The 21634-nt window shown below is 70.7% G+C and carries 22 protein-coding genes; 18 read left to right on the top strand and 4 right to left on the bottom strand.

The genetic code is table 11. From position 1 onward, the window contains the following. Positions 1-2: 2 nt before the first annotated feature. Together ACWD5F_RS06020 and ACWD5F_RS06015 are read left to right on the top strand one after the other, a co-directional pair. Positions 3-950, top strand: coding sequence for a sugar phosphate isomerase/epimerase family protein (locus tag ACWD5F_RS06020; protein ID WP_451251515.1), 948 nt, complete (start codon positions 3-5; stop codon positions 948-950). Continuing rightward, positions 947-1597: a nucleoside/nucleotide kinase family protein gene (locus tag ACWD5F_RS06015; protein ID WP_451251513.1), complete on the top strand. Its 651-nt coding sequence runs from the start codon at positions 947-949 to the stop codon at positions 1595-1597. The genes ACWD5F_RS06020 and ACWD5F_RS06015 overlap by 4 nt, the downstream gene beginning before the upstream one ends. A gap of 63 nt (positions 1598-1660) precedes the next feature. Here the strand turns inward: ACWD5F_RS06015 and ACWD5F_RS06010 are convergent, their stop codons facing one another. Continuing rightward, on the bottom strand, positions 1661-2269 hold the full coding sequence (locus tag ACWD5F_RS06010; protein ID WP_451251511.1) for a helix-turn-helix domain-containing protein: 609 nt from the start codon (positions 2267-2269) through the stop codon (positions 1661-1663). Positions 2270-2316: 47 nt separating this feature from the next. On the opposite strand from ACWD5F_RS06010, the gene ACWD5F_RS06005 reads away from it, so the two are divergent. The 5 genes from ACWD5F_RS06005 (at position 2317) to ACWD5F_RS05985 (ending at position 7606) form a co-directional block, all read left to right on the top strand. Further along, entirely contained in the window at positions 2317-3921 is a 1605-nt protein-coding gene (locus ACWD5F_RS06005) for an MFS transporter (protein ID WP_451251509.1), read from the top strand. Between the two features lie 75 nt (positions 3922-3996). Beyond that, positions 3997-4506, top strand: a complete 510-nt coding sequence (locus ACWD5F_RS06000; protein ID WP_451252275.1) for an MFS transporter — start codon at positions 3997-3999, stop codon at positions 4504-4506. 12 nt (positions 4507-4518) lie between these two features. Continuing rightward, the gene (locus ACWD5F_RS05995; RefSeq protein WP_451251507.1) at positions 4519-5001 is read left to right on the top strand and encodes a DUF302 domain-containing protein; all 483 of its coding nucleotides are present in this window, start codon (positions 4519-4521) and stop codon (positions 4999-5001) included. A gap of 179 nt (positions 5002-5180) precedes the next feature. Further along, complete coding sequence (locus ACWD5F_RS05990) at positions 5181-7157, top strand: protein-arginine deiminase family protein (RefSeq protein ID WP_451251505.1); 1977 nt, start codon at positions 5181-5183, stop codon at positions 7155-7157. A 50-nt stretch (positions 7158-7207) separates the two neighbouring features. Then, a complete protein-coding gene (locus ACWD5F_RS05985) occupies positions 7208-7606 on the top strand; it encodes a hypothetical protein (RefSeq protein ID WP_451251503.1) in 399 nt (132 codons plus the stop codon). A 3-nt stretch (positions 7607-7609) separates the two neighbouring features. On the opposite strand, the gene ACWD5F_RS05980 is transcribed toward ACWD5F_RS05985, so the two are convergent. Then, the gene (locus tag ACWD5F_RS05980) at positions 7610-8062 is read right to left on the bottom strand and encodes a nitroreductase family deazaflavin-dependent oxidoreductase (RefSeq protein ID WP_451251502.1); all 453 of its coding nucleotides are present in this window, start codon (positions 8060-8062) and stop codon (positions 7610-7612) included. Between the two features lie 107 nt (positions 8063-8169). Here ACWD5F_RS05980 and ACWD5F_RS05975 point away from each other — a divergent pair, with 107 nt between their 5' ends. Next, positions 8170-9528: a sensor domain-containing protein gene (locus ACWD5F_RS05975; RefSeq protein WP_451251500.1), complete on the top strand. Its 1359-nt coding sequence runs from the start codon at positions 8170-8172 to the stop codon at positions 9526-9528. 71 nt (positions 9529-9599) lie between these two features. Beyond that, a complete protein-coding gene (locus ACWD5F_RS05970) occupies positions 9600-10244 on the top strand; it encodes a response regulator transcription factor (RefSeq protein WP_451252273.1) in 645 nt (214 codons plus the stop codon). 52 nt (positions 10245-10296) lie between these two features. Here the strand turns inward: ACWD5F_RS05970 and ACWD5F_RS05965 are convergent, their stop codons facing one another. Both ACWD5F_RS05965 and ACWD5F_RS05960 read right to left on the bottom strand, forming a co-directional pair. Next, entirely contained in the window at positions 10297-11175 is an 879-nt protein-coding gene (locus ACWD5F_RS05965) for a hypothetical protein (protein WP_451251498.1), read from the bottom strand. 226 nt (positions 11176-11401) lie between these two features. Further along, positions 11402-11836: an ankyrin repeat domain-containing protein gene (locus ACWD5F_RS05960; RefSeq protein ID WP_451251496.1), complete on the bottom strand. Its 435-nt coding sequence runs from the start codon at positions 11834-11836 to the stop codon at positions 11402-11404. Positions 11837-11953: 117 nt separating this feature from the next. Here ACWD5F_RS05960 and ACWD5F_RS05955 point away from each other — a divergent pair, with 117 nt between their 5' ends. The 9 genes from ACWD5F_RS05955 to ACWD5F_RS05915 all read left to right on the top strand — a co-directional run bounded on the left by ACWD5F_RS05955 (position 11954) and on the right by ACWD5F_RS05915 (position 21625). Continuing rightward, positions 11954-12142 (top strand): streptamidine-related RiPP repeat protein, encoded by a 189-nt coding sequence (locus ACWD5F_RS05955; RefSeq protein ID WP_124003198.1) that lies wholly within the window; start codon positions 11954-11956, stop codon positions 12140-12142. A gap of 70 nt (positions 12143-12212) precedes the next feature. Then, a complete protein-coding gene (locus ACWD5F_RS05950) occupies positions 12213-13025 on the top strand; it encodes a hypothetical protein (protein ID WP_451251494.1) in 813 nt (270 codons plus the stop codon). Next, positions 13022-14602, top strand: coding sequence for a CocE/NonD family hydrolase (locus ACWD5F_RS05945; RefSeq protein WP_451251492.1), 1581 nt, complete (start codon positions 13022-13024; stop codon positions 14600-14602). The genes ACWD5F_RS05950 and ACWD5F_RS05945 overlap by 4 nt, the downstream gene beginning before the upstream one ends. After that, positions 14599-16026, top strand: coding sequence for a YcaO-like family protein (locus ACWD5F_RS05940; RefSeq protein ID WP_451251490.1), 1428 nt, complete (start codon positions 14599-14601; stop codon positions 16024-16026). The genes ACWD5F_RS05945 and ACWD5F_RS05940 overlap by 4 nt, the downstream gene beginning before the upstream one ends. Positions 16027-16038: 12 nt before the next feature. Continuing rightward, on the top strand, positions 16039-17364 hold the full coding sequence (locus tag ACWD5F_RS05935) for a YcaO-like family protein (RefSeq protein WP_451251488.1): 1326 nt from the start codon (positions 16039-16041) through the stop codon (positions 17362-17364). Positions 17365-17392: 28 nt separating this feature from the next. After that, complete coding sequence (locus ACWD5F_RS05930) at positions 17393-18571, top strand: FecCD family ABC transporter permease (RefSeq protein ID WP_451251486.1); 1179 nt, start codon at positions 17393-17395, stop codon at positions 18569-18571. Beyond that, complete coding sequence (locus tag ACWD5F_RS05925) at positions 18571-19380, top strand: ABC transporter ATP-binding protein (RefSeq protein ID WP_451251484.1); 810 nt, start codon at positions 18571-18573, stop codon at positions 19378-19380. The genes ACWD5F_RS05930 and ACWD5F_RS05925 overlap by 1 nt, the downstream gene beginning before the upstream one ends. Then, complete coding sequence (locus tag ACWD5F_RS05920; protein ID WP_451251482.1) at positions 19377-20384, top strand: ABC transporter substrate-binding protein; 1008 nt, start codon at positions 19377-19379, stop codon at positions 20382-20384. Before ACWD5F_RS05925 ends, ACWD5F_RS05920 begins: the two co-directional genes overlap by 4 nt. Next, positions 20384-21625, top strand: a complete 1242-nt coding sequence (locus ACWD5F_RS05915) for an MFS transporter (protein ID WP_451251480.1) — start codon at positions 20384-20386, stop codon at positions 21623-21625. Before ACWD5F_RS05920 ends, ACWD5F_RS05915 begins: the two co-directional genes overlap by 1 nt. Positions 21626-21634 lie beyond the last annotated feature (9 nt).

Here is a 21634-nt window from a genome sequence, read left to right as displayed (position 1 = left end):
CCATGACCGCCGTACCCTCGACCGCCACGGCGGTACCCTCGGCCGCGGCTGCCCCGGCTTCGACCGCCGCCCCCGCGACCCCCACCAACCCGATCGGCGTGCACGCGCTGGTCTGGGCCGGCGACACCTCGCCCGCCTCGGTGAGCCACGCCGTCGCGCGGACCAAGGCAGCCGGCTTCGACCTGCTGGAGCTGTCCCTGCACGACTCCGTCAGCCTCGACGTCGACGCGGCCCGCAAGGAACTCACCGCGGCCGGCCTCCAGGTCGCGTGCTCGCGCGGACTCGCCTTCGACGCCGACGTCTCCAGCACCGACCCGGCCGTCGTCGAGCGCGGCGAGAAGCTGCTGCACGACTCCCTCGCCGTCACCCACGGCCTCGGCGGCACCCATTTCACCGGCGCCCTCTACAGCGCGCTCGGCAAGTACGGCGCTCCGCTGACCAGCGCCGGCCGCGCCAACGTCGTCTCCGTCCTGCGCCGCCTCGCCCAGGAGGCCCGCCCCCTCGGCATGACCCTGGGCCTGGAGATCTGCAACCGTTACGAGACGAACGTCGTCAACACCGCCCGCGACGCCCTCACCCTCGCCGACGACATCGGTGAGGACAACGTCCTCATCCACCTGGACACTTACCACATGAACATCGAAGAGGACGATCTCGTACGACCCGTACGCGACGTCGGCGACCGTCTCGGGTACGTCCACATAGGCGAGAACCACCGCGGCTATCTCGGCGCGGGTCACCTGGACTTCACCGCCTTCTTCCACGCCCTCGCCGACATCGGTTACCAAGGCCCCATCACGTTCGAGTCGTTCTCCTCGGCCGTGGTGGCACCGGGTCTCTCAGCCGACCTCGCCATCTGGCGCAACCTCTGGTCCGACGGCGACGACCTCGCCCGTCACGCCCGCGGCTTCATCGCCCAGCAGCTGGCGGCGAGCGGCGTGCGCGCATGACCTTCGACGACCTGCTGCGCCGCGCGGGGTCCCTCGTCCGTCCCGGCCGGCGGGCCGTCCTCGGCATCGCCGGTGCTCCCGGGGCGGGCAAGACGACGCTCGCCGAGCACCTCGTGCGTGAGCTCAACGGCGAGGGGCAGCCCTGGGTCGCGCACGTCCCGATGGACGGCTTCCACCTGGCCGACACCGAACTCGACCGTCTCGGCCGACGCGACCGCAAGGGCGCGCCGGACACCTTCGACGCCCTCGGTTACGCGGCGCTCCTGCGGCGGCTGCGCGAGGAGACCGACGACGTGGTGTACGCACCGGGCTTCGAGCGCGTCTTGGAGCAGCCGATCGCCGGCGCCATCCCCGTACCCCCCACCGCCCGCCTGATCGTGACCGAGGGCAACTACCTTCTGCTGGACGCCGATCCCTGGCCGCGGGTCCGCCCGCTCCTGGACGAGGTGTGGTTCTGCGACCTGGACGAACAGGAACGCGTCCGCCGGCTCGTCGCCCGCCATGTGAAGTTCGGCAAGCCCCAAGACGCCGCCCTCGCCTGGGTCTTGGGCACCGACCAGCGCAACGCCGATGTCGTCATCGCCACCCGTGACCGGGCGGACCTGGTCGTACCACCCACGGCACTGAACGTGGCCGTCCGCCCTTAGCTGGTTATACGGCGCGTCCGAGGCAGCCGGCCCGATGATGTTCCCGGGCCGGCTGACGGGTGTTCACGCGTCGGCGTCGTGCGCGTCGTCGCCGCCGGCACTCTTGCCGTCGCTGTCGCGCTGGTGGCCCCGGCGGGCGTCGCGATCGAAGATGCCCATGATCTCGCAGGGGCCGCCTTCGGCACCGATGGCGTGCGGGAGCATGGTGGGGAACTCCGCGGCCTGGTTGGTTTCCACGCGGTAGCGGCGGTGGCCGAGCATGAGCGTCGCGGTACCGGACAGCACGACGAGCCACTCCCGGCCGGGGTGAGCGCGCATCCGTGCGGGATTGTCCGGGGGCGGTTCGGTCATCCGCTGTCGTACGACGCTCATGCCCGGGTTGCCCTTGACCGGCCACCGCATCAGCCCATGAGCACCGTCGATCATCGGGTTGGTGACGACATCGTCGCTGGCGGTCTCCACCAGCTGGTCCAGGGACGTGTCCAGCGCGCGGGCAAGGGTGACCAGCTGATCCAGTGCGAGCCGACGCTGACCGTTCTCGATGCGGGAGAGCGTGGACTGGCTGACATGGGCGCGAGTGGCCAACTCCTCCAGGGACCACCCCTGCGCCACGCGCAGAGCCCGGATCCGTTTGCGTACGAGGCTGTCCAGCTCACCGTCATTTTGCGTCATACGCAAGATGGTATGCCCATGAGGCAAGGCGACCTCATGGTTGACCCATGAGTGCGAACAAGAATTCACCGGCGACTCCCGGAAGCGGCGTCGGCACGCCGGACGCGCAGCAGCTGCGCACGATCCTGATCGCCGTCTCCCTGGCACTGATGGCCGTAGTCGCATCGGTGTCCGGGCTGAACGTCGCCCAGACCCACCTGGCCGTCGAGTTCGATGCCTCGCAGAGCACGGTTCTGTGGATCATCAACATCTACACCCTCGCGCTGGCTGCTCTGCTGCTCCCGCTCGGCGCCATTGGCGACCGACTCGGCCGCAAGCCCATGCTGGTCGCCGGTCTGGGCATCTTCGGCGCCGCAAACGTCGTGGCGGGCGTGGCCCCGACCGCCGAGGTGATGCTCGCCGCGCGCGTGGCCGGCGGCATCGGCGCCGCGATGATCATGCCCATCACCCTGGCCGTCATCACCTCCACCTTCCCTCAGGAGCAGCGCGGCAAGGCCATCGGCGTGTGGACCGGGGTCGCCGGAGGAGGCGGCATTCTGGGCATGTTCCTCTCCGCCCTCCTCGTCGACGTCGCCGACTGGCGCTGGCTGTTCGTCCTGCCCGTGATCCTGGTCGTCGTGGCCCTGGCCATGACACTGAAGTCGGTCCCCAACTCCCGCGAGCGCTCTGCTCATTCCTTCGACAGCGTCGGCGCGTTGCTGTCGTCCGTCGCCGCGGTCGGCCTCATCTTCGTCCTGCAAGAGGGCCCGGAGCACGGCTGGACCGCACCCTTGACGCTGCTCAGCTTTGCCGTAGGAGTGATCGGCGCAATCGGCTTCGTGGCCTGGGAGTTGCACCGCCGCGACGCCGCGCTGCTCGACGTACGCCTGTTCCGCGAGCGTGGCCTGGCCGGCGGCTCGATCACGCTGCTGGTGGTCTTCGGTGTCCAGGCGGGCATCGCCGTGGTCCTCTTCCCGTTCTTCCAGGCCGTGCTCGGCTGGTCCGGACTGCTGTCCACGCTCGCGCTGATGCCCATGGCCGTGATGATGATGGCCGCCTCCGGCGCCGCCGCGAAGCTGGCCGCACGGATCGGCCCCCGCCCGACCATGGCGGCGGGCATCGCGCTGACCGCCGCCGGCCTCGCGCTCATGGCGCTGTTCGTCTCGGCCGACGGCGGCCACCACGGCTACCTGACCGTCCTGCCCGGCATGCTCGCCATGGGTGTCGGCATGGGCCTGTCGATGACCCCCTCCACCGAGGCCATCACCGGCTCCCTCTCCCACGAGAAGCAGGGCGTCGCCTCGGCACTCAACGACGTCACCCGCGAGTTCGGCACCGCCCTCGGCGTCGCCCTGCTCGGCGCACTGGTCTCCGCCGGTTACCGCAACGCCATCGACGACAAGCTCAACGGCATCCCCCAGAGCGCCGCGGACATCGCGCGCGACGGCATCGCCAACGCGGTCGAAGTGGCGCCCAGTACCGGCGCGCACCAGCAGGAACTGCTCCACGCAGCCCAACAGTCCTTCATCCAGGGGTGGCAACAGGCCATGTGGGCAGGCGTCGCCCTCTTGAGCGCCCTGCTCGTCTACATCTCCCTGCGCGGTCCGAAAACCGCCGCCCTCGCCATGGACGGCACCGACACCGAGGTCCCGGAAACCGTCACCGCCGGCTGACGCCCGCACTCCCGGAGGTGCCGCCGGACACACCTGACTGTTGTCACCAATAGCCAGTGGTGTAGCTTGCTGACTATGGTCAGCAAAAGCCAGATGATGAACGCGACCACCAACTCGTCCTACGCCTCCACTTTCTCTGCCTCCGCCCAGCGCTCGCGCGCCGCGGTACCCGGCGAAGAAGCAGGCGTCCGCCGGTGGTCGAGGCTCATGGTGGTCTGCCTCGGTGTGCTGATGGCCTTCGTCGACGCGTCGTCCGTCATCTCCGCCCTTGGTGACGTGCGGAGTGATCTGCACGTCACGGCGAGCACGCTGGTTTGGATCACCGGTGTCTTCGGTCTGGCCGTGGTCGGCTTCGTGACGTCGACCGGAACTCTCGCCAACTCGGCGGGACGACACCGGGTGTTCACCGCCGGCGCCTCCGCCTTCCTCATCGGCAGCATGCTGGCTGTCTTTGCCGACAGAGCCACAACGCTGATCTCCGCGCAGGCGGTCATGGGCGTCGGCGGTGCCGCCCTGCTGTCGACAGGCCCGGCCATGGTGAGCGCCACCTTCAGCGATCGGCGCATGCGCACCGATGCTCATTGAAAGGACAGTCCCATGCCAGAAACGGCGACACGGATCATCCGCGTCGAGCACATCACCCTGGTGTCAAACAAATCGTTCGATGAAACGAAGGCGGCGTTCGAGAGCGCCATGGGCCGCTTTGACGAGAGCATCTTCACGCGACTCGGCGCGAATGATGTCGCGGGCGCGATCGAGGCCCTGGAAAACCTCGCACCACTCGTCATCGCCGGTGAACGCAATCACGGGGTCCTGCTCAAAACGGTCGGACTGGACAGGCGCGCGATCCAGTACGACTGCGGCAACGCACTGGTGGCGACGCACATGACCCGGCATCAACTCTCCGCTTCCCTCTACGCTCCGATCCGCGTCCTCCTGCGCGAGATCCAGGGTGAGGTCGCATTCGAGTACGACCGGCCGAGCACCGTTTTCGGGCAGTTCGGCGACGCCGAGGTGGACAAGGTGACAGCCGACCTCGACTCGCTGGTCGACGAGGTACTGCGAGGCGCGGCCTCCTGAGAGACCCTCCGCCGCGAAGCTCCTTCAGTGAGAGCAACTCAGGGCAGGCGCCCGGCCGGTCACGGCCGACCGGTGTCAGAGTCGGGCATTCAAGCCTTCCGCTTTCCCTGGGCCTTCCCTGACAGACGCCAAACAGGTCCCTGACGGGAATCGAACACAGGCCTGTGAGGATCCGGCGCATGAAGATCCACACCCGCGGTATCGCGATGGTCGGTGCTGTCAGCGTCGGCATCCTCGGCCTGACCCTGCCCGCCTCCGCCAGTGGCATGCCCTCGGCCGGACTGACGGCACATCAGCCGGCGGGCGCCGGGCCCGAGTTGCTCTTCCTGCCCAACATCGACGACGACACCGGTCGTTGCCGGGATCGGGCGCGGAGCCTGGTCGAGGACGCCGTCGACCGGGAGGCCGCCAACGACGACGCGTTCTACAAGAGGAGGGCCGAACTGGAGGCGGACCCGGACCGGGAGAAGGCCGAGGCGGAATGGGCCGCTCTGGTCCGCTCGCATCGCTGGGAGCAGAACAAGACCGACCGCGACCTGGCCGCCTGCAACGACGCCGCCGACGACGTGGTCGACGGAGCCGCCGACGAGGCAGACCTGGCCAGGTTCCGCACCCGCCCCTGGGCCGGCGCGCCCGACTCCGCCACCGGCCGCATCGCCGTGCCCGCGGCGGTCACGGACCGCATCCGGCTCTTCGTCCACCGGCCCGGCGGAACCGCCCCGCGCGGTTGGGAGGTGGTCGGGCCGCAAACGGTCCTCTCCGCCCAGGAGTTGAGGGACGGAGTGGAACTCGCGGTCGAGGGCCGCGACATACTCAGGGACACCACGACCTGGAACGGTCGATCGACCATCACCCTCACCGTCTCCGCCGACGGCAAGAGCTCCTCGGCGCACCTGCGGATCCGCCAGGCCCCGGTGCTCACGCAGCTCAACACCGCGCCCGTACAACAGGTGTTGAGAGCCAGCACCAGCGACGGGGACACCTACACCGACGCCTTCGTGAAGGAACTGGACGCCGCACTGCCCGCCGGGGGAGTGCAGGGCCCCTCCGTTGCCCTCGACACCAAGGGCGACGCATGGGCTCAGGACATCTTCGAGCCCGCCTACACCGCCGTCCCGGGTCCCGACGGCCGTCCCCACGGCATGCGGGTGCTCATCACCTCCGTCAACGACGACCGTCGCGTGGCCGCCCGCACCGCGTTCACCGAACTCGCCGGCCACGACGTGGCGGCCGTCCACCTCACCCACGTCCCGGACGTGAACGAGAACAACAGCTACGACTCGATGGGCAACCTGGAGACCATGCCACCGACGCCGGGCAACCCGCACGGCCGGGTCGTCATCGGCGGAGACGGTCTCACCCCCGGTCCGACCGGTCCCGCTCCCGAGATGCTGGCCTTCCTGCGGGCCCAGGGCATGCAGGACCCGATCTCGCTGGACACCTCATGGCTGACCATCGGCCACGTCGACGAGTTCGTGCAGTTCCTGCCCGCTCCCGGCAGCCGGCTGGGCTGGCGGGCCGTGGTCGCAGACCCCCGCGCAGGTCTGGCCCTGCTCCGCGACGTCCGGGCGAAAGGCCATGGAGGCGACCTTCTGCACGGCCGACTGCCCACGCTGGAGTGGCCGTACGACGAGCGGATCGACCAGCGCACCGTCGACCAGTTCCTGGTCGACACCCAGTTCACCGGCACCAACGAGCGGGCCGCCGACCGGATCGACGCCAATCTCGCCGTGCTCCGCTCGAAGACCGGTCTCACGGACGCCGACATCGTGCGCGTCCCCGCCCTCTACACGGCCCGCTCGATGGACTACGGAATGCTGGAGACCGAGATCCGCGGCATGGACGACGGCCCCGAGAAGGAGGCCAAGAAGCAGCAACTGGCCGCGATGAGAGACGCGGTGGCGGAGATTCCCGGCACGGTCAACGGTCTCGTCCTCAACAACGGTCGATACGTCGCACCCAAGCCGTACGGTCCCGTCGTGGACGGCAAGGACGTCTTCGCCGAGGCCATCACCGCGGCCTTCCGCAGCACCGGCTATCGGGTGACCTACGTCGACGACCTGATCAGTCCCCATGTCTCCGAGGGCGAGATCCACTGCGCCACCAACACCCTGCGCGACGTCTTCGGCGCGGATGCCCGCTGGTGGCGCGACTGACAGCGACCCGGGCTCCGGGTCGACATCCCAGCAAATCGTATGATCATGCGATGCAGATCTGGACGGAGCCTCCTGCCACGAGTGACATCGAAGCGGTCGTTCGCGACTACTTCAGCCTGCTGCGAGCCGGGAAGATCTCCGAGGCCGAACAGGCCATCGACCACCACTCGATGCGGCATGTGCTCAAGGCGCTGTGGTCCGGTTCCGTCGAGGCGAACGCCGAGGATGACGAGGACGAGGCGAGCGACGGTCCTGCTGCCGACCAATGGGAGCAGGACATGTCCTGGCTCGGCGAACTCGAACTCGCCGACTTCGTCTGGGGCCACACCGGCAGCAGCGTCTACGTCAAGATCACCTACCACGCGCAGATCATCGAGGTGGCGCTGGGCTTCCAGGTCAGACCCACCGACACCGGCTGGGTCCTGACGGGACCGGCCACGTACTGGTAGGTCTCACGCGGTCAAGTGCTCGGGTTCGAGCACGAAGACGGGGATCACGCGGTCGGTCTTCTCCTGGTACTCGGCGTACGGCGGATACGCGGCGACCGCGCGCTGCCACCACTGGGCCCTCTCGTCCCCGGCCAGCTCACGGGCCGTCATGCTCTGTAGTTCGGGGCCGTCTTGGAGATCAACCCGGGGTCCGGCCTTGAGGTTGAAGAACCAGACCGGGTGGCGCGGGAAGCCGGCCTTCGAGGCCACCGCCGCGTACCGCCCCTCGTGCTCCACGCGCATCAGCGGAATCTTGCGGATCCTGCCGCTCTTCGCGCCGCGCATCGTGACGATGACGACCGGCAGGCCCGTGTCCCAGAGCGTTGTGCCCTGCGTGCCACCCGAACTCTCGTACAACTCGACCTGTTCGCGTATCCACCCCATCGGACTCGGGTCGTACTCGCCCTCGAGAGGCATCGCAGTCACCCCATCGTCGTGTACGGATCATGTGGGGGTAGTCCAGCACAAGCCCCGCGCGAAGGGGAGACCGCCTTTCCCGATCCGATCGCGATTAGGCTGGACGCATGGCTGACTCGATGTCTTCCGTGGTCACAGGCGTGAACGTGGGTGTGGCGACGGGGCGGTGGCGGTCGGGTGGCCGGTTCGCGGTGCGCTTGGGACGCCGTACGTTTCTGGACTCGCTGTACCTGCTGACCGCTCCGGTGACTGCCCTGTTCGGCCTGCTGTTTGTGCTCGGCGCTCTGTGTCTCGGCACGGCCGGCCTGCTGCTCCCGAGCCGGTCCTCAGTCAGGATCCGTGCCGCGGAACTGGCGCGGTGGCCCGCCGACTTGGAGCGATGGCGGATCGCCTTGGTGCGCTCCCGGGGCGGCGAGACGCGGGGCACGCGTCGACGGTCAGGGGAGGGAGCCGCGGCGTCGGACCCGGGGTTGTGGCTGGACCTGGCGCACACGGTGCTGGTGCTCCCGGTCGTCGTAGTCACCTGGGTTGTAACGGCGTTGTGGGGGTTCATCGGCGTTGCTGCCGTCACGTGTCCCGTGCGCAACCCGTACGCGACGCCTGGGTCGATGCGGCCGATGAACCTCTACCTGGGCGGTTCGGAATCCCACATCTCCTTGAGTCTGGGGCTGACTTCGCCGGACGAGCGCGTCGCCTTCGCCGTCACGTTCGGTCTCTTCATGCTGGCCACCCTGCCGTTGGTGACGCGCGCGTGCGTCGGCGTTCAGGCCGGGCTGGGGAAAGCGCTGCTGTCCGACCTGTCGGCACTGCACCGCAGGATCAAGGGACTTGAGCAGGAGCGCGACACCGCTCGCGCGCAGACCGTCGCCGCGGTGACGGCCGAGGCGGCGGCCCTGCGCCGCCTCGAACGCGACATTCACGACGGCCCCCAGCAGCGCCTGGTCCGCCTGTCGATGGAACTCGGTCGCGCCCAGCACCATTTCGACAGCAGACCGGACACCGCCCGGGAGGCACTCGCCGACGCGATCGCCCAGGCGCAGGAGACGCTGGAGGAGCTGCGGGCCCTGTCACGCGGCATCGCCCCGCCGATCCTCGCCGACCGGGGCCTGCACGCGGCCCTCTCCGCGCTGGGCGCCCGCTGTGTCGTACCCGCCGACCTCGACCTCGGCCCCCTGGACCGTCGGCCGGAACCCGCGGTCGAGACGGCCGCGTACTTCGTGGTCGCCGAGGCCCTGACCAACGTCGCCAAACACAGCCGCGCCCACCGGTGCACCATCGGAGTGCGCCACGGCGAGGGCGTCCTGCGGGTCTGGGTGACGGACGACGGCCTGGGCGGCGCGGCTGTGGCCAAAGGGCACGGCCTGCGGGGCCTCGACGACAGACTGCACGCGGTCGGCGGCCGGCTGCGGATAGCCAGCCCGGACGGCGGCCCGACGACGATCACCGGAGAGCTCCCATGTCCCTGACCCCGGGCTCGCCCAGAACAGCTCCCGGTCCGGCCGCCGAAGCACCACAGGACCACGGGCCCCGCAGGCCGCTGCGGATCGTCCTGGCTGACGACGCGGTCCTGCTGCGCGAAGGCCTCGTCCGCCTGCTCACCGACGACGGCCACATGGTGGTGGCGGTAGTCGGCGACGGTCCTTCCTTGGTCGAAGCGGTGCTCACGCACCGCCCGGACGTGTCGGTCGTCGACGTACGCATGCCGCCGACCCATACGGACGAGGGCCTGCGCGCGGCGATCAGCGCCCGCGCGCAACTGCCCGGCAGCCCCGTACTGGTGCTCAGTCAGTACGTGGAGGAGTCGTACGCCGCCGAGTTGCTCGCGGACGGCTCCGGCGCGGTCGGCTACCTGCTGAAGGACCGGGTCGCCAAAGTCGAGGAGTTCCTGGACGCCCTGGACCGGGTCGCCCGTGGCGCGACGGTGCTGGACCCCCAGGTCGTCGCCCAACTCCTGGCAGGGCAACGGCGTAAGGCCCCGCTGGAGACACTGACCGCACGCGAGCGGCAGCTCTTGTCGCTGATGGCCGAAGGCCACTCCAACACGGCCATCGCCCGGCAACTGGCGCTCTCCAACAGCGCCGTGGAGAAGCACATCGGCAACGTCTTCGCCAAGCTCGGCCTACCGCCCGACGACACCCAGCATCGCCGGGTCCTCGCCGTGCTCGCCTACCTCGGATCCTGATCCGGTCGATGTCGTCGGTCCGGTCCGTCCGGCTGATCAGCCACGCGGCCCGTCACCAGCCGCCCTTGTAGAAGTCGAGAAGGGCCGGCGCCGGGTCCGCCGCGGTACCCGTGTTGGCCACCGCGACGACGATCACAGCCAGCGCCAACAGGGCCGAGAGCACACCGAACCACCCCATCGTGCGCCGCGTTCGCCCCTCGACCGCGCCGTCACCGGACGCGCCTGCCGCGGCGAACCGCCTCCACGCCATCACGCTCAGACCGATCAGGGCAACGGCCACGATGGACGCCAGCACGGCAATCACCTCGTGGTACAGGCCGAAGTCGTCGACCATCACCCGAAGGGCGACCGCGTTCTGCCCTCCCGTGTCCGGGTAGTTGGCGAGGCCCTGCCTGATCTGCTCGACCGCACCGGTGAGTTGGCCGCCAGGAGCGCCAAGCGGAAGCATCGAGGTCAACGAAGAGAAGGGAGCTATCGCACCCTGCACATTCGCCATCACCGCCGCCAGCGACACCAGCGCGAGCACGCTGACGACGGCAGCGGCGGAAGCGAGAGCGACCCTGCCTCGGGCTACGGGCCCACTGGACCTCAGGAACGCCTTCCAGAGCAGGACGCCGAGTACGACGAGCACGATCAGCAGAGCCGCGGCGAGGACGGCCTTGACGACGTGGAAGCGGAACCAGTAGTCGACAACTCGTTGCAGGTCCGAGGGGAATGCCCGGTCTCCGGACCGCCAGTACGCGACGAACGCCGGCCGCAGGGCATCGACCAGGTTGTGCTGTTCGGCGAACCCGCCCTCCGAACCCTTCGCCGCCAGCCTGCCCGGGGCGAGGACGAAGGCGGCGCCGAGTGCCATGGCGAGAGCGACGAGCACAGCCAGTGCCCGACCGGGCACCTCCGCCGATTGCGACGGGACCTTGTGAGCGCGCATGGAGGATCCTTCAGCTCGATCGGGCATCGGGGCAGCGCCCGAACCAATTGGTGGGCGGGCCCCTCGTCATGCCGATCACGATGTCGCGCCGTCGATCCCCAGGTCACTGCGGTACGCCATCCATCTGGGGTGTGGCCAGCCACACCCCACCCGAGCAGAACAGACGGGCCTCGCGTCGCCGCCTCCGCCCGCCTCCGACCGTCCGAGGCGATGGTGAACGCCGCTGCTACATCGCTCGTCCGCCGGTGACGGCGCCGGCCGCGGTGAGGACAGAGACAGTTGTGGGGTGGCGGCCATTGTTCGCCCACTCCAAGGGGGACCACCCGGTGCCGTGATCTTCACGCGCATTCGGATCGGCGCCGTACGCCAAGAGTTCGCGCACGGTCTCGGTGTGCCCCCAGCATGCGGCTGCGCACAACGGCGTTCCCTCCGCGCCGATTCCGCTGCTCTCGATGTCGGGGGAGGCGCCTGCTGCCAGAAGCAGGCGGGCGATCTCGGCCTGACCTTGCACGGATGCGGCGTACAGAGGAGTGGTGCCTTCGCCGTCGACTTGCTCAGGGTCGGCCCCAGCCCGCAGGGCCGCCTTCACGGCGGTGGTGTCACCTACCGGGATCGCGTTGAACAGGCGCCGGGAGAGCTTCTTTCGCTGCCGATGGTTCACGAGGGCTGAGATTAGCGCTCGAACGCGATCTTGCCGATGGGCCTTGCAGCCACACGCGGAGTCTGTCTAATCTCTCCCTTGAAAACGACAACCGTTTTCAAAAAGAAGGGGAAACGCATGCTGTCGCTCGCCTTTGAGGAGCTCAAGTCCGACGGTTCGCTCGCGGCGCCGCAGGGTCCGGGCACCAACGCGCTGGTCCACAACCCGTTCGCGTTCGAGGAACTGGAGGCCGACGGGTCCCTGGCCGCGCCGCAGGGTCCGGGGACCAACGCGCTGGTCCACAACCCGTTCGCCTGGACCGCCTGAGCAGTCACCGACGCCGCCCGCCCCGTGACTAGGTCACGGGGCGGGCGGCCCCTCCTGGAAGGCACTTCCTATGGATCGCATCGCACCCGGACACCATCTCTACGAAGGCCCCGACGGAAGTTGGCGGCACAGTTCGCCGGACGGAGGCTTCACCCGGATCCGCGGTCCGCAGGAACTCCTCACCGCCGCCCAGCGGTTCGCCTACGGCACCGACGGCGAACGGACCGATCCAGCCCTGGAGAGCGAGCACGGTCGGGCCCTGCTCAGTGCACTCACCGAACGCGGGACACTGGCCGCAGGTCAACAGCTGCTGGTTCCTGGCGCGTTGAGCTTCCACGTCGAGGGTGACAACCCGATCTCCCGCGCGGTCGTCGCGCTGCTCCCTCCCGCCACGCGCGTGACCACCGGTCCGGTCGACGAGGACATCGTGCGGACTGCTGACATCGTGGTCTGCTGCGCCGGATGGCTGCCCGACGCGCACTGGCAGCGGGTGGACGCCTGGTGTGCGCTCCACTCGACGGCCTGGCACCGCTGTCACGCCGAAGGGCTGCGCTTCGTCCTCGGCCCCATGTCCGTCCCTGGGCGGACCGTGTCGTACGCCGACACCCGCGGTCGTCTGCTGGCCGCCGCCGACCTGCCCGACGAACTGGCCGCGTACTGGGCCCACTTGGACGGGGACAACCTGCCGCCGGTGCCGTGGCCCGGGGCTCCCGCGGTGGCCGTCCTGGCCGGGCTGTTGGTGGAGGACGTACTGCGGTGGCACGAGTCCGGTATGCCGGCCGGCCGTGATGTGCAGCTTGTCGTGGACTCCGCGAACGCCACTGTCGACCGGCACCGTGTTCTGCCACTGCCGGTCACCATTCCCGCGGAGGCCGTGCGATGAGCGTGCCTCCCGTGCGGGCCAACGAACGCGTGCCCGGCTGGGACGGCACTCCGCTCGCCGTCGACATCCACCTCCCGCCGCCGCACACCTGGCCGGTACCGGCCGTGGTGACCCGCACCCCGTACGGCCGCAGCGGACACCTCGCCGAGGGCGCGGGCTGGCGGAGCCGGGGTTTCGCCTACGTGGTCCAGGACGTGCGCGGCCGGTACGACTCCGACGGCACGTGGCTGCCGTACCGCAACGAGCGCGGTGACGGCGCGGCCCTCGCCGACTGGGTCCTCAAGCAGCCGTGGAGCGACGGACGGCTCGTCACCTACGGCGGTTCCTACGCCGGACACACCGCCTGGGCCCTCGCCGCCGAGCGCCCGGACGCGGTGCGGGCGGTGGTGAGCATGGGCCCGTCGATGGCGCTGGGCCGCACCAAGTTCGAGCGCAGCGGAATCCTGCGGCTCGCCGAGCACGCCGCCTGGTGGCTGGAGCGCGCCGACGGGCGGACCAGCCGCGACGGCCTGACCGCCCATGTCTTCAAGGAATGCCCGGACCTGCTCGACCACCTGCCCGTCATGGAACTCGCCGACCGACTCGGCGCGAGCCTTCCCGGCTGGGCCCAGGTCATCAGGGACGGCCCCGACCACCGGGCGGAGGGCCCGGAACTCGCCGAACTGGAACGGCTGCCGGCGGCGGCCCTGCACATCGGCGGCTGGTACGACCTCCTGGTCGACGAGGTCCTCGAACACTTCCACCGTGCGGGCGCCGCCCTCGATCCGCGTCCGTCGCGCGCGCTGGTCATCGGCCCGTGGGGACACGACCTGGCCTACACACCCGGAACACGAATCGGGGACCGGGACCACGGACCCGCCTCGCGCATCGACCTGGGCGCCCGCCAAGTGGACTGGCTGTCACGGGTGTTGGGCGGTAGCGGGCACGGCGCGAGCGAGGCCGAGGTGTTCACCGTCGGCACACACCAGTGGTGGACGGGCCCGTCATGGCCACCGCCGACCGTCGACGCCGTCTGGCACGCGCACCCCGACGGGACACTCGCCCCGCGCCACCCTCCGACCGGTGGCGAGGCGCGGTTCCGCTACGACCCCGCCGACCCCTACCCCTCGCGGCAGCCGGGCGTCGACCGGGCGCCACTGGCCGCTCGACGTGACGCCGTCCGGTTCACGAGCGCCCCGCTCCACGATCCGATCACGATCGCCGGGAGGCCGGTCGTCGTGCTCGATGCCGCCTCCAGCGCACCGGCCACGGACTGGATCGTCCGCTGGACCGAGGTCACCGCCGACGGCCGCTGGCTGGAGCTCGCGCACGGAAGCCTCGACACGGCTCGTACGCGAACCCACGGCCCCCACTCGATCGAACTCGGCCCGGTGGCCGTCACCGTGCCCGCCGGGTCCCGTCTCCAACTGGAGGTCACCAGCAGCGACTTCCCCCGGCTGGCCCGCTCGCTCGGCACAGCGGAGGACCGCTGCACAAGCACCGCGTACGCCGTCGCCGAGCAGACCGTACGCACCCGGCCGGTCGACGGAACCCGCCTGATCCTGCCCCGCACCACGCACGAGGAGTCGACCGAGTGAGCATCACAACAAGGGGGAGCGGTACGGGTGTCGGCCAGGGCGTGGTTCCGGCGGGCTTCGCGGAATCAGTTCTGCTCGACGCGCGGACCGGCCTCATCACCCGACTGGAACGGCAGCGTCGTCGCCCGGGACTGCCCCGGATGTGGGTCGGTTACGGCGCCAGCGTGGCCCGTACAGATGTGTTCGCGCCGTGGCTCGCCGACCGCTTCGGTTTCGGCGCCTCGGCCGGTGACGAGGAGCGCGCCCGCCGCGCCGCCGTCGGCGAAGCCGTCGAACGCTACTGCGGCAACGCCGTCCCGGTCGCTGCGCGCAGGGGTTCCTACCAGGAACTGACCGGGCTCGGTCTGCGGGCGCTCGATCCGGACACGCTCGCCCTCTACTCGGCGGCCCAATACGCCACCCCTGGCTTCCCGTTCACGCCTTTCACCCGTGATCTGCCCGTCGCCTGGACCCCGGGCCGCGATCTGCACGACGGCGCAGAGGTGTTCGTCCCCGCCTCGCTGGTCTGGCTCGACTACTTCCACGGCCTACGCGCCGAAGAACCCGCCACCCACTCCCTCGTCTACTCCGGGATCGCCGCCGGGGAGAACCGCGCCCACGCCGAACGCTTCGCCCTCGAAGAGCTGTTGGAGCGCGATGCCACGACCATCTGGTGGAGCACGGGGGCCGAAGCCGCCGAGATCTCCGACGCGGCAGCCGTCATCGCGCGCCTCGGAGGACCCGCCCCCGGCGAGGGACCGGGCCCGTCCGTGCGCCTGCTGCACATCCCCTCCGAGTTCGGCGTACCCGTGGTCGCGGCCTTCCTGGAGGACCGGCAGCGGCGCATGGTCGCCTTCGGCAGCGCCTGTCGGGCCGAGCCCCAACTCGCCGCGGAGAAGGCCCTGGTGGAGGCGTACGGGCTGTACTCGCTCACCCGGCAGCTCGCCGAACCGGGCAGTGAGGTGTGGGAGGCCGTCGCCGCCGGCACGCTGGAAGGCCATGTCTTCCGGCCCTTCCGCGCCGACCGCACCTACCGGGACGCGTTCCGCACCGACTACCGCGACCTGACCGACCTCCCCGCCATCGCCCAGCTCTACCTCGACCCCCGCATGCAGGGACAGCCGCTCGACCGGCTGCGGGGACCGGCGCGTATCGCCTTCCGCGACATCCCGGCCGTCGCCGAGGCAGATCCGCACGAGGTGTATCTGGGGCGGCTCGCGGCCGAGGGGCTGCGGGCCTACAGCGTCGACCTGACGACTCCGGACGTCGCGGCGGCCGGACTCTCGGTGGTGCGTGTCGTCGTACCGGGGCTGGTCGGCAACGCCCCTCCCGCCTTCCCGTACCTGGGCGGAGAACGGCTGTACCGGACTCCGCCCCAACTCGGCCTCGTATCGCGCCCGTTGAACGAGAACGAGCTGTACCCCCACCCCCTGCCGCTGGCCTGACGAGGACTCCGCATGCCGTACCCGTTGCTGACCGACCCGCGTACCGGAATCGTGCTCCGGCTGGCCCGCCCACCCATACCCCAGCACTTTCCCGCGGGTTTCCAGCTCATCGCCTCCCGACTGAGCGACACCACCCGCTTCTGCCCCTGGCCCGCCGACTCCGCCGGCGCGGGCTACGCCTTCGCGGACCCCGACGCCGCCCTGGGCGCCGCGCTCGGCGAGGCCGCAGAGCGGTACTGCGGCAACCTGGTGCCCGACCGGCTCATCCGCGCCTCCTACGAGGAGTTGCGGGGGAGAGGCCTGCGGGCGATCGACCCCGACTCCCTCGCGCTGTACGGCCCGGAGCAGTACGCGGACCCAGCGTTCCCTCTCACCCCCTTCACGCGCGACCTGGTGGTGGAGTGGACCGAGGGCACCGACCTGGCCGACGGCGGGCCCGTGCTCGTACCCGCGTCCCTGGTCTGGGTCTCGTACGTCTCCGCCGACGTCGAGCCGCGCGGGCCGCGCACCAACCCCGTCATCCAGGCGGGTCTCGCCGCCGGAGCCACCTACGAAGACGCATGCCTCGGCGCCCTGTGCGAGGTCGTCGAGCGGGACGCCATGACCGTCGCCTGGCACGGCAGAGCTGGCCTGCGCGCTGTCCGACCACCGGACTGGCTCGACCATCTCGCCCGTGGCCCCCGCGACCGGCTGAACACCCGATTCCTCACCTTCGGCCGCCCGTTCGGGCTCTCGGTCACCGGGGCACTGGTCCACGACACGGTCACCGGCTACCTCACCCTGGGCGTCGCCGCCCGCGCCGACGAGGAGGCCGGCCTCCTCAAGGCCTACGGCGAGGCCCTCCAACTCCAGCTCTTCACCGCCGACTACGACGACCCCACCGGCCCCTACATGCGGGCCGCCGCCGACCCGCGCAGCCCCCTCAAACCCTGGCGCCCCACAAGGGATTACGGCTTCGGCGGCGCCTACCGCACAGACCTCCGCGATGTCGTCGACTACGGCTGCCACCTCCAGCTCCACCTGGACCCGCGCATACAGGACGCCTTCGAGCAGGAACTGGAACTCGCCCTCAAGGAAGGCTCGGAGACAGGCTCGGGGACGGAACCCGCCCCCGTCACCCTCGACGCCCTCGTGTCCCGTATCGGTACGGCAGGACACCAAGTCGTCGCCGTCGACGTCACGACCCCCGATGTCCGCGCCGCGGGCCTGCACGTCGTCCGGGTCGTCGTCCCCGGTCTGTACTCCAACACCGCGGCCGGGCTGCCCTTCCTGGGCGGTACCCGGCTCGCCGCCGCCCTGGGTGAGGCGCCACGTCGTGTGCTGCCGCTGCCTCACTGAACCGCCGACCCTCTCGAAGGAACCGCCCGTGATCGTCCCGCCACCGGCCGCCGCCGACGGCCCACCGCCGGCACCTGTTCCGGCGCGGCCCGTCCGCCCCGCTCTGCGGGCCGCGCGGGTCACCGCTCCGGACCGGGAAGGCGCTCCGCGACCGCGAGCCGCCCGCGTGATGTCCGCACGGTTGCTTCTGCTCTGCCTGCTGCTCGCGCTGCCCGTCGCCGCGCTCGCGTCCGTCGGCCTCGGCGCGGCGTCGCTGCCGTTCGGAGAGGTGTGGCGCGATGTGGCGTCCCATGTGACCGGCGGCGGCCGCCCGTTGGGGATCACTGGCATCGACGACGAGATCATCTGGGGCTCCAGGATGCCCCGCATCCTGCTGGCGATGGTCGCGGGAGCGGGCCTCGCCGTCGCCGGGGCGGTGCTCCAGACCGTCGTACGAAATCCACTCGCCGACCCCTACGTACTGGGCGTCACCTCCGGTGCCTCGCTGGCCGCGGTCGCCGTGCTCACGCTCGGGCCCGTCGGGCTGCTCGGTCCGCTGGAGATCGGGGTGCCGGCCGCTGCCTTCGCCGGGGCCTGCGGGACGCTCGCGCTGGTTGTCGCGCTGAGCCGCAGCCGGGGCACGACCGCACCGGTCCGGCTCGTGCTGGCGGGGGTCGCCCTGTCGTATCTGCTTCAGGGCGTGACCAGTTACCTGCAACTGAGGGCCCGCCCCGACCAGCTCTCCGGGGTGCTGTTCTGGCTGCTCGGCTCGGTCGCGGGCGCGCGGTGGCCCGATCTGGGTCTGCCGGCCGCGCTCGTCGTGGTCTGCACGGCCTGGCTGCTGCTGCACGGCCGGTCGCTGAACGCCCTGGCCATGGGGGAGGAGACGGCGGCCTTCCTGGGTGTACGAGTTCACGTGCTGCGCCTTCAACTCCTCGCCGTGTCCGCTCTGTTGACGGCGGCGGTCATCTCGGTGGCAGGCGGCATCTCGTTCGTCGGGCTCGTCGTACCGCACAGCGTGCGGCTGCTGATCGGCTCCGACCACCGGTCACTGCTGCCGGCGACCGCCCTGGCCGGCGCCCTGTTCCTGCTGCTTGCCGACCTCGCGGCCCGTACCGTCGCCGCCCCCATGGAGCTGCCCCTCGGCATCCTCACCGCGGTCGCCGGGGCCCCGTTCTTCCTGTGTCTGCTGCGACGCGACCGCTCGGTCCCGGGACGGGAGGCCTGATGGAAGTCCGCCTCGAAGCAGTCGATCTCGACATCGCCGGCGTACGGATCGTGCGGCAGGCCTCCTTGCACGCGGCCCCGGGGGAGATCATCGGCGTCGTCGGACCCAACGGAAGCGGCAAGTCGACACTGCTGCGGGCTGTCTACCGGTCGATGCGCCCCGCGTCCGGGGCCGTCCTGGTAGGCGGGGACGACGTGTGGCGGGGCCTGACTCCGCAGGCCGCCGCACGCCGTACGTCCGTGGTGGCCCAGGAGAACCCGGCCGCCTTCGACTTCACCGTGGGCGAGGTCGCCGCCGCCGGACGGACTCCGCACCGTACGCCGTGGTCGGGCGAGAGCAGCGCGGATCGCGCTGTCGTGGCCGACGCACTGGACCGGGTCGGCATGGCGCACCTGGCCGGCCGGCAGTACGCCTCGCTCTCCGGCGGTGAGAAGCAGCGCGTCCTGCTGGCCCGGGCGCTGGCCCAGGATGGGCAGTTGCTCGTCCTGGACGAACCCACCAACCACCTGGACATCGGCACCCAGTTGGACCTCATGGAGCTGGTGCGCGATCTCGGGGTGACCACGCTCGCCGCGCTGCACGACCTCAACCTCGCCGCCGCCTACTGCGATCGCGTCCACGTGCTGCGCGCCGGACACCTCGTCACCTCCGGCACACCCCACGAGGTGTTCACCCGCGAACTGCTCGACGCGGTCTTCCAGGTCGATGCCGTGCTCGGCACGCATCCGCTCACCGGACGTCCCCAGCTGAGCTTCGCGCCTCTTCCCACCCATGCCATGCGCCCTAGCCACCACGGAGCGGACCAATGACCCGTCGACACCTCAGAGGCCTGCCGGCCCTCGCCTGCGCGGCCCTCGTCCTCACCGCCTGCGCCTCGCCCGCGAGCACGGACACGACCGGCGCCGCCAACGCCGCCGCCCGCCCGTCAGGCGGCTCCGACTACCCGGCACAGGTCACCAACTGCGGCCGCACGATACGGGTGGAGAAGGCACCCGAGCGCATCGTCTCGTTCTTCCCGTCCAACACCGAACTCCTGCTCAGGCTCGGCCTCAAGGACCGGATCGCGGGCCAGACCTGGACCAACCAGTCCCCGCCCAAGCCGGCCTACGCCACCGACTACCGGAAGGTGAAAGTGCTCGCGCCCGGCGAGATCGGCCGGGAGGCGCTGCTGGCGGCCCGCCCCGATTTCATCGTCGCCGACGGCGAGTACCAGTTCGACGGCAAGAAGCTGCCCACCATCGCCGAACTCGCCCGACTGGGCGTCCCCGTCTACATCGACAGCGCCTTCTGCCTGAAGACCACCGGCACCGCTACCCTCGCCGCCACGACCACCGACCTCACCGCGCTCGGCACACTCCTCGACGCCCGACCCGCGGCACTTCGGGCCGCGGCCGAGACCCGGGAGCGGCTGGCGGCGGTGGACAAGGCCCTCGCCGGACGGCCCGTCACCACGGCCGCCATGGTCCAGATCGTCGACAAGCAGCTCTACGCCCTCGCCGGCGGCCTCTACTCCGACGTCGTCCGTCGCGCCGGAGGCCGCAACCTTCTGGACGACGCCGTGCCCAAGGGCAGCAACTTCGCACCGCTGTCCGTCGAGGCCCTCGCCAAGAAGAACCCCGACGTCCTCATCTACCACTACACCGGAGCAGCCGACCGTGCCGCCTCCGCGCAGTGGCTGAAGACCCACCTCGCCGCCACCAGCGCCGTACGACACGGCCGTCTCATCGCCGTACCCGCCGCCGACTTCTCCGAACTGCGCGCGGTCGACGGGACCGTCACCCTCGCCAAGTCCCTCCACCCCGACGCCTTCTGATGACCGTCCGGACCGGCTTCGGTCTCTTCCTCACCGCGCGCGTGGTGTCCTGGGCCGGTTCCACGGTCACCGCCGTGGCGCTGCCGGTTCTGCTCTACCAGCGCACCGGCAGCGCCACGCTCAGCGGCCTGCTCACCGCCCTGGAGGCGCTGCCGTACCTCGTGCTCGGCCTGCCGGCGGGCGCCCTCGCCGACCGCTGGGACCGGCGCCGCACCATGACCTGGTGCAGCTGGTCCAGCGCGGTCCTCATCGCGGCCATCCCCGTCGCCTCGGCACTCGGCCTGCTCACCACGGCCCAACTGCTGGTGACCGGCCCGGCGGTCTCCGCGGTCTTCGTCTTCTTCGACGCCGCCGCGTTCGGCGCGCTCGCCACCCTGGTCGGTCGCGACGGCCTGGCCCGCGCGACCGGCCGCATGATGAGCGCCAGCACCCTGATCGGCCTCCTCGGACCCTCCGCCGCCGGACTGCTCGTCGCCACCCTCGCCCCGCCCACGGCGATCACGCTCGACGCTCTCAGCTACGCGGCCGCCGCCCTTCTCCTGGCTCAACTCCCTTTGGAGCCAAGCGCCCGCGCCAAGACCCGCGCGCCTGTCCGGGACACCCTCGCCGACATCGCGGAAGGCCTCCGCTACATACGTCGGCACCCCCTCATCCGCCCCCTCACCCTTCTGGGCATCGGCAACAGCTTCACCGAAGGAGCCGTCGTCGGACTGATCGTCGTGACCGCCGTGCGCACCTTCGGGATGGCCCCGGACGACGAACGCATCGGCCTGTTCTGGGCAGCCGCCGCGCTGGGCGCACTCGCCGCCGCGACCGCCCTGCCGCGCCTGCAGAAGACCGTGCCCCTCGGCTGGATCACCCTCGGCGGGCTCGCCGCCAACACCGTCTTCCTCGCCTGCTGGGCCGCCTCGCCGGGACTGGTGACGGGCTTGGCCGCCCTCGCCTGCTGGCAGAGCGCCAACGCCCTGGTCAGCCTCAACGGCATTGTCATCCGCCAGCAGCTCACCCCGGAGCACCTCCAGGGCCGGGTCAACACCACCGCCCGCATGATCGCCTGGGGCGGCCAGCCTCTCGGCGCGGCCGTCTCGGGCCTGCTCGCCGACGCCGCGGGTGTCCGCACCGCCCTCCTGACAGCCTGCCTCGGCGCACTGCTCTCACTCTCCGCAGGGCTCACAACTCCCCTTCGGCGGCGAGAGGTGAACACGGGAAAGGAGCGCCACGCCGCACGAGCCCAGTACTAGGGTCCCGTC

The organism is Streptomyces sp. NPDC002499 (assembly GCF_053595415.1).
This window is presented reverse-complemented; position numbering and strand designations above follow the sequence as displayed.

Bases quoted from the DNA above. Each gene is read 5' to 3' on its own strand.
- ACWD5F_RS05950 (WP_451251494.1), top strand. From the start codon at position 12,213: ATGGATCGCATCGCACCCGGACACCATCTCTACGAAGGCCCCGACGGA.
- ACWD5F_RS05990 (WP_451251505.1), top strand. From the start codon at position 5,181: ATGAAGATCCACACCCGCGGTATCGCGATGGTCGGTGCTGTCAGCGTC.
- ACWD5F_RS05965 (WP_451251498.1), bottom strand. From the start codon at position 11,175: ATGCGCGCTCACAAGGTCCCGTCGCAATCGGCGGAGGTGCCCGGTCGG.
- ACWD5F_RS06005 (WP_451251509.1), top strand. From the start codon at position 2,317: ATGAGTGCGAACAAGAATTCACCGGCGACTCCCGGAAGCGGCGTCGGC.
- ACWD5F_RS06020 (WP_451251515.1), top strand. From the start codon at position 3: ATGACCGCCGTACCCTCGACCGCCACGGCGGTACCCTCGGCCGCGGCT.
- ACWD5F_RS05980 (WP_451251502.1), bottom strand. From the start codon at position 8,062: ATGCCTCTCGAGGGCGAGTACGACCCGAGTCCGATGGGGTGGATACGC.
- ACWD5F_RS05920 (WP_451251482.1), top strand. From the start codon at position 19,377: ATGACCCGTCGACACCTCAGAGGCCTGCCGGCCCTCGCCTGCGCGGCC.
- ACWD5F_RS05915 (WP_451251480.1), top strand. From the start codon at position 20,384: ATGACCGTCCGGACCGGCTTCGGTCTCTTCCTCACCGCGCGCGTGGTG.
- ACWD5F_RS06010 (WP_451251511.1), bottom strand. From the start codon at position 2,269: ATGACGCAAAATGACGGTGAGCTGGACAGCCTCGTACGCAAACGGATC.
- ACWD5F_RS05985 (WP_451251503.1), top strand. From the start codon at position 7,208: ATGCAGATCTGGACGGAGCCTCCTGCCACGAGTGACATCGAAGCGGTC.
- ACWD5F_RS06000 (WP_451252275.1), top strand. From the start codon at position 3,997: ATGGTCAGCAAAAGCCAGATGATGAACGCGACCACCAACTCGTCCTAC.
- ACWD5F_RS05945 (WP_451251492.1), top strand. From the start codon at position 13,022: ATGAGCGTGCCTCCCGTGCGGGCCAACGAACGCGTGCCCGGCTGGGAC.
- ACWD5F_RS06015 (WP_451251513.1), top strand. From the start codon at position 947: ATGACCTTCGACGACCTGCTGCGCCGCGCGGGGTCCCTCGTCCGTCCC.
- ACWD5F_RS05995 (WP_451251507.1), top strand. From the start codon at position 4,519: ATGCCAGAAACGGCGACACGGATCATCCGCGTCGAGCACATCACCCTG.
- ACWD5F_RS05975 (WP_451251500.1), top strand. From the start codon at position 8,170: ATGGCTGACTCGATGTCTTCCGTGGTCACAGGCGTGAACGTGGGTGTG.
- ACWD5F_RS05935 (WP_451251488.1), top strand. From the start codon at position 16,039: ATGCCGTACCCGTTGCTGACCGACCCGCGTACCGGAATCGTGCTCCGG.
- ACWD5F_RS05925 (WP_451251484.1), top strand. From the start codon at position 18,571: ATGGAAGTCCGCCTCGAAGCAGTCGATCTCGACATCGCCGGCGTACGG.
- ACWD5F_RS05955 (WP_124003198.1), top strand. From the start codon at position 11,954: ATGCTGTCGCTCGCCTTTGAGGAGCTCAAGTCCGACGGTTCGCTCGCG.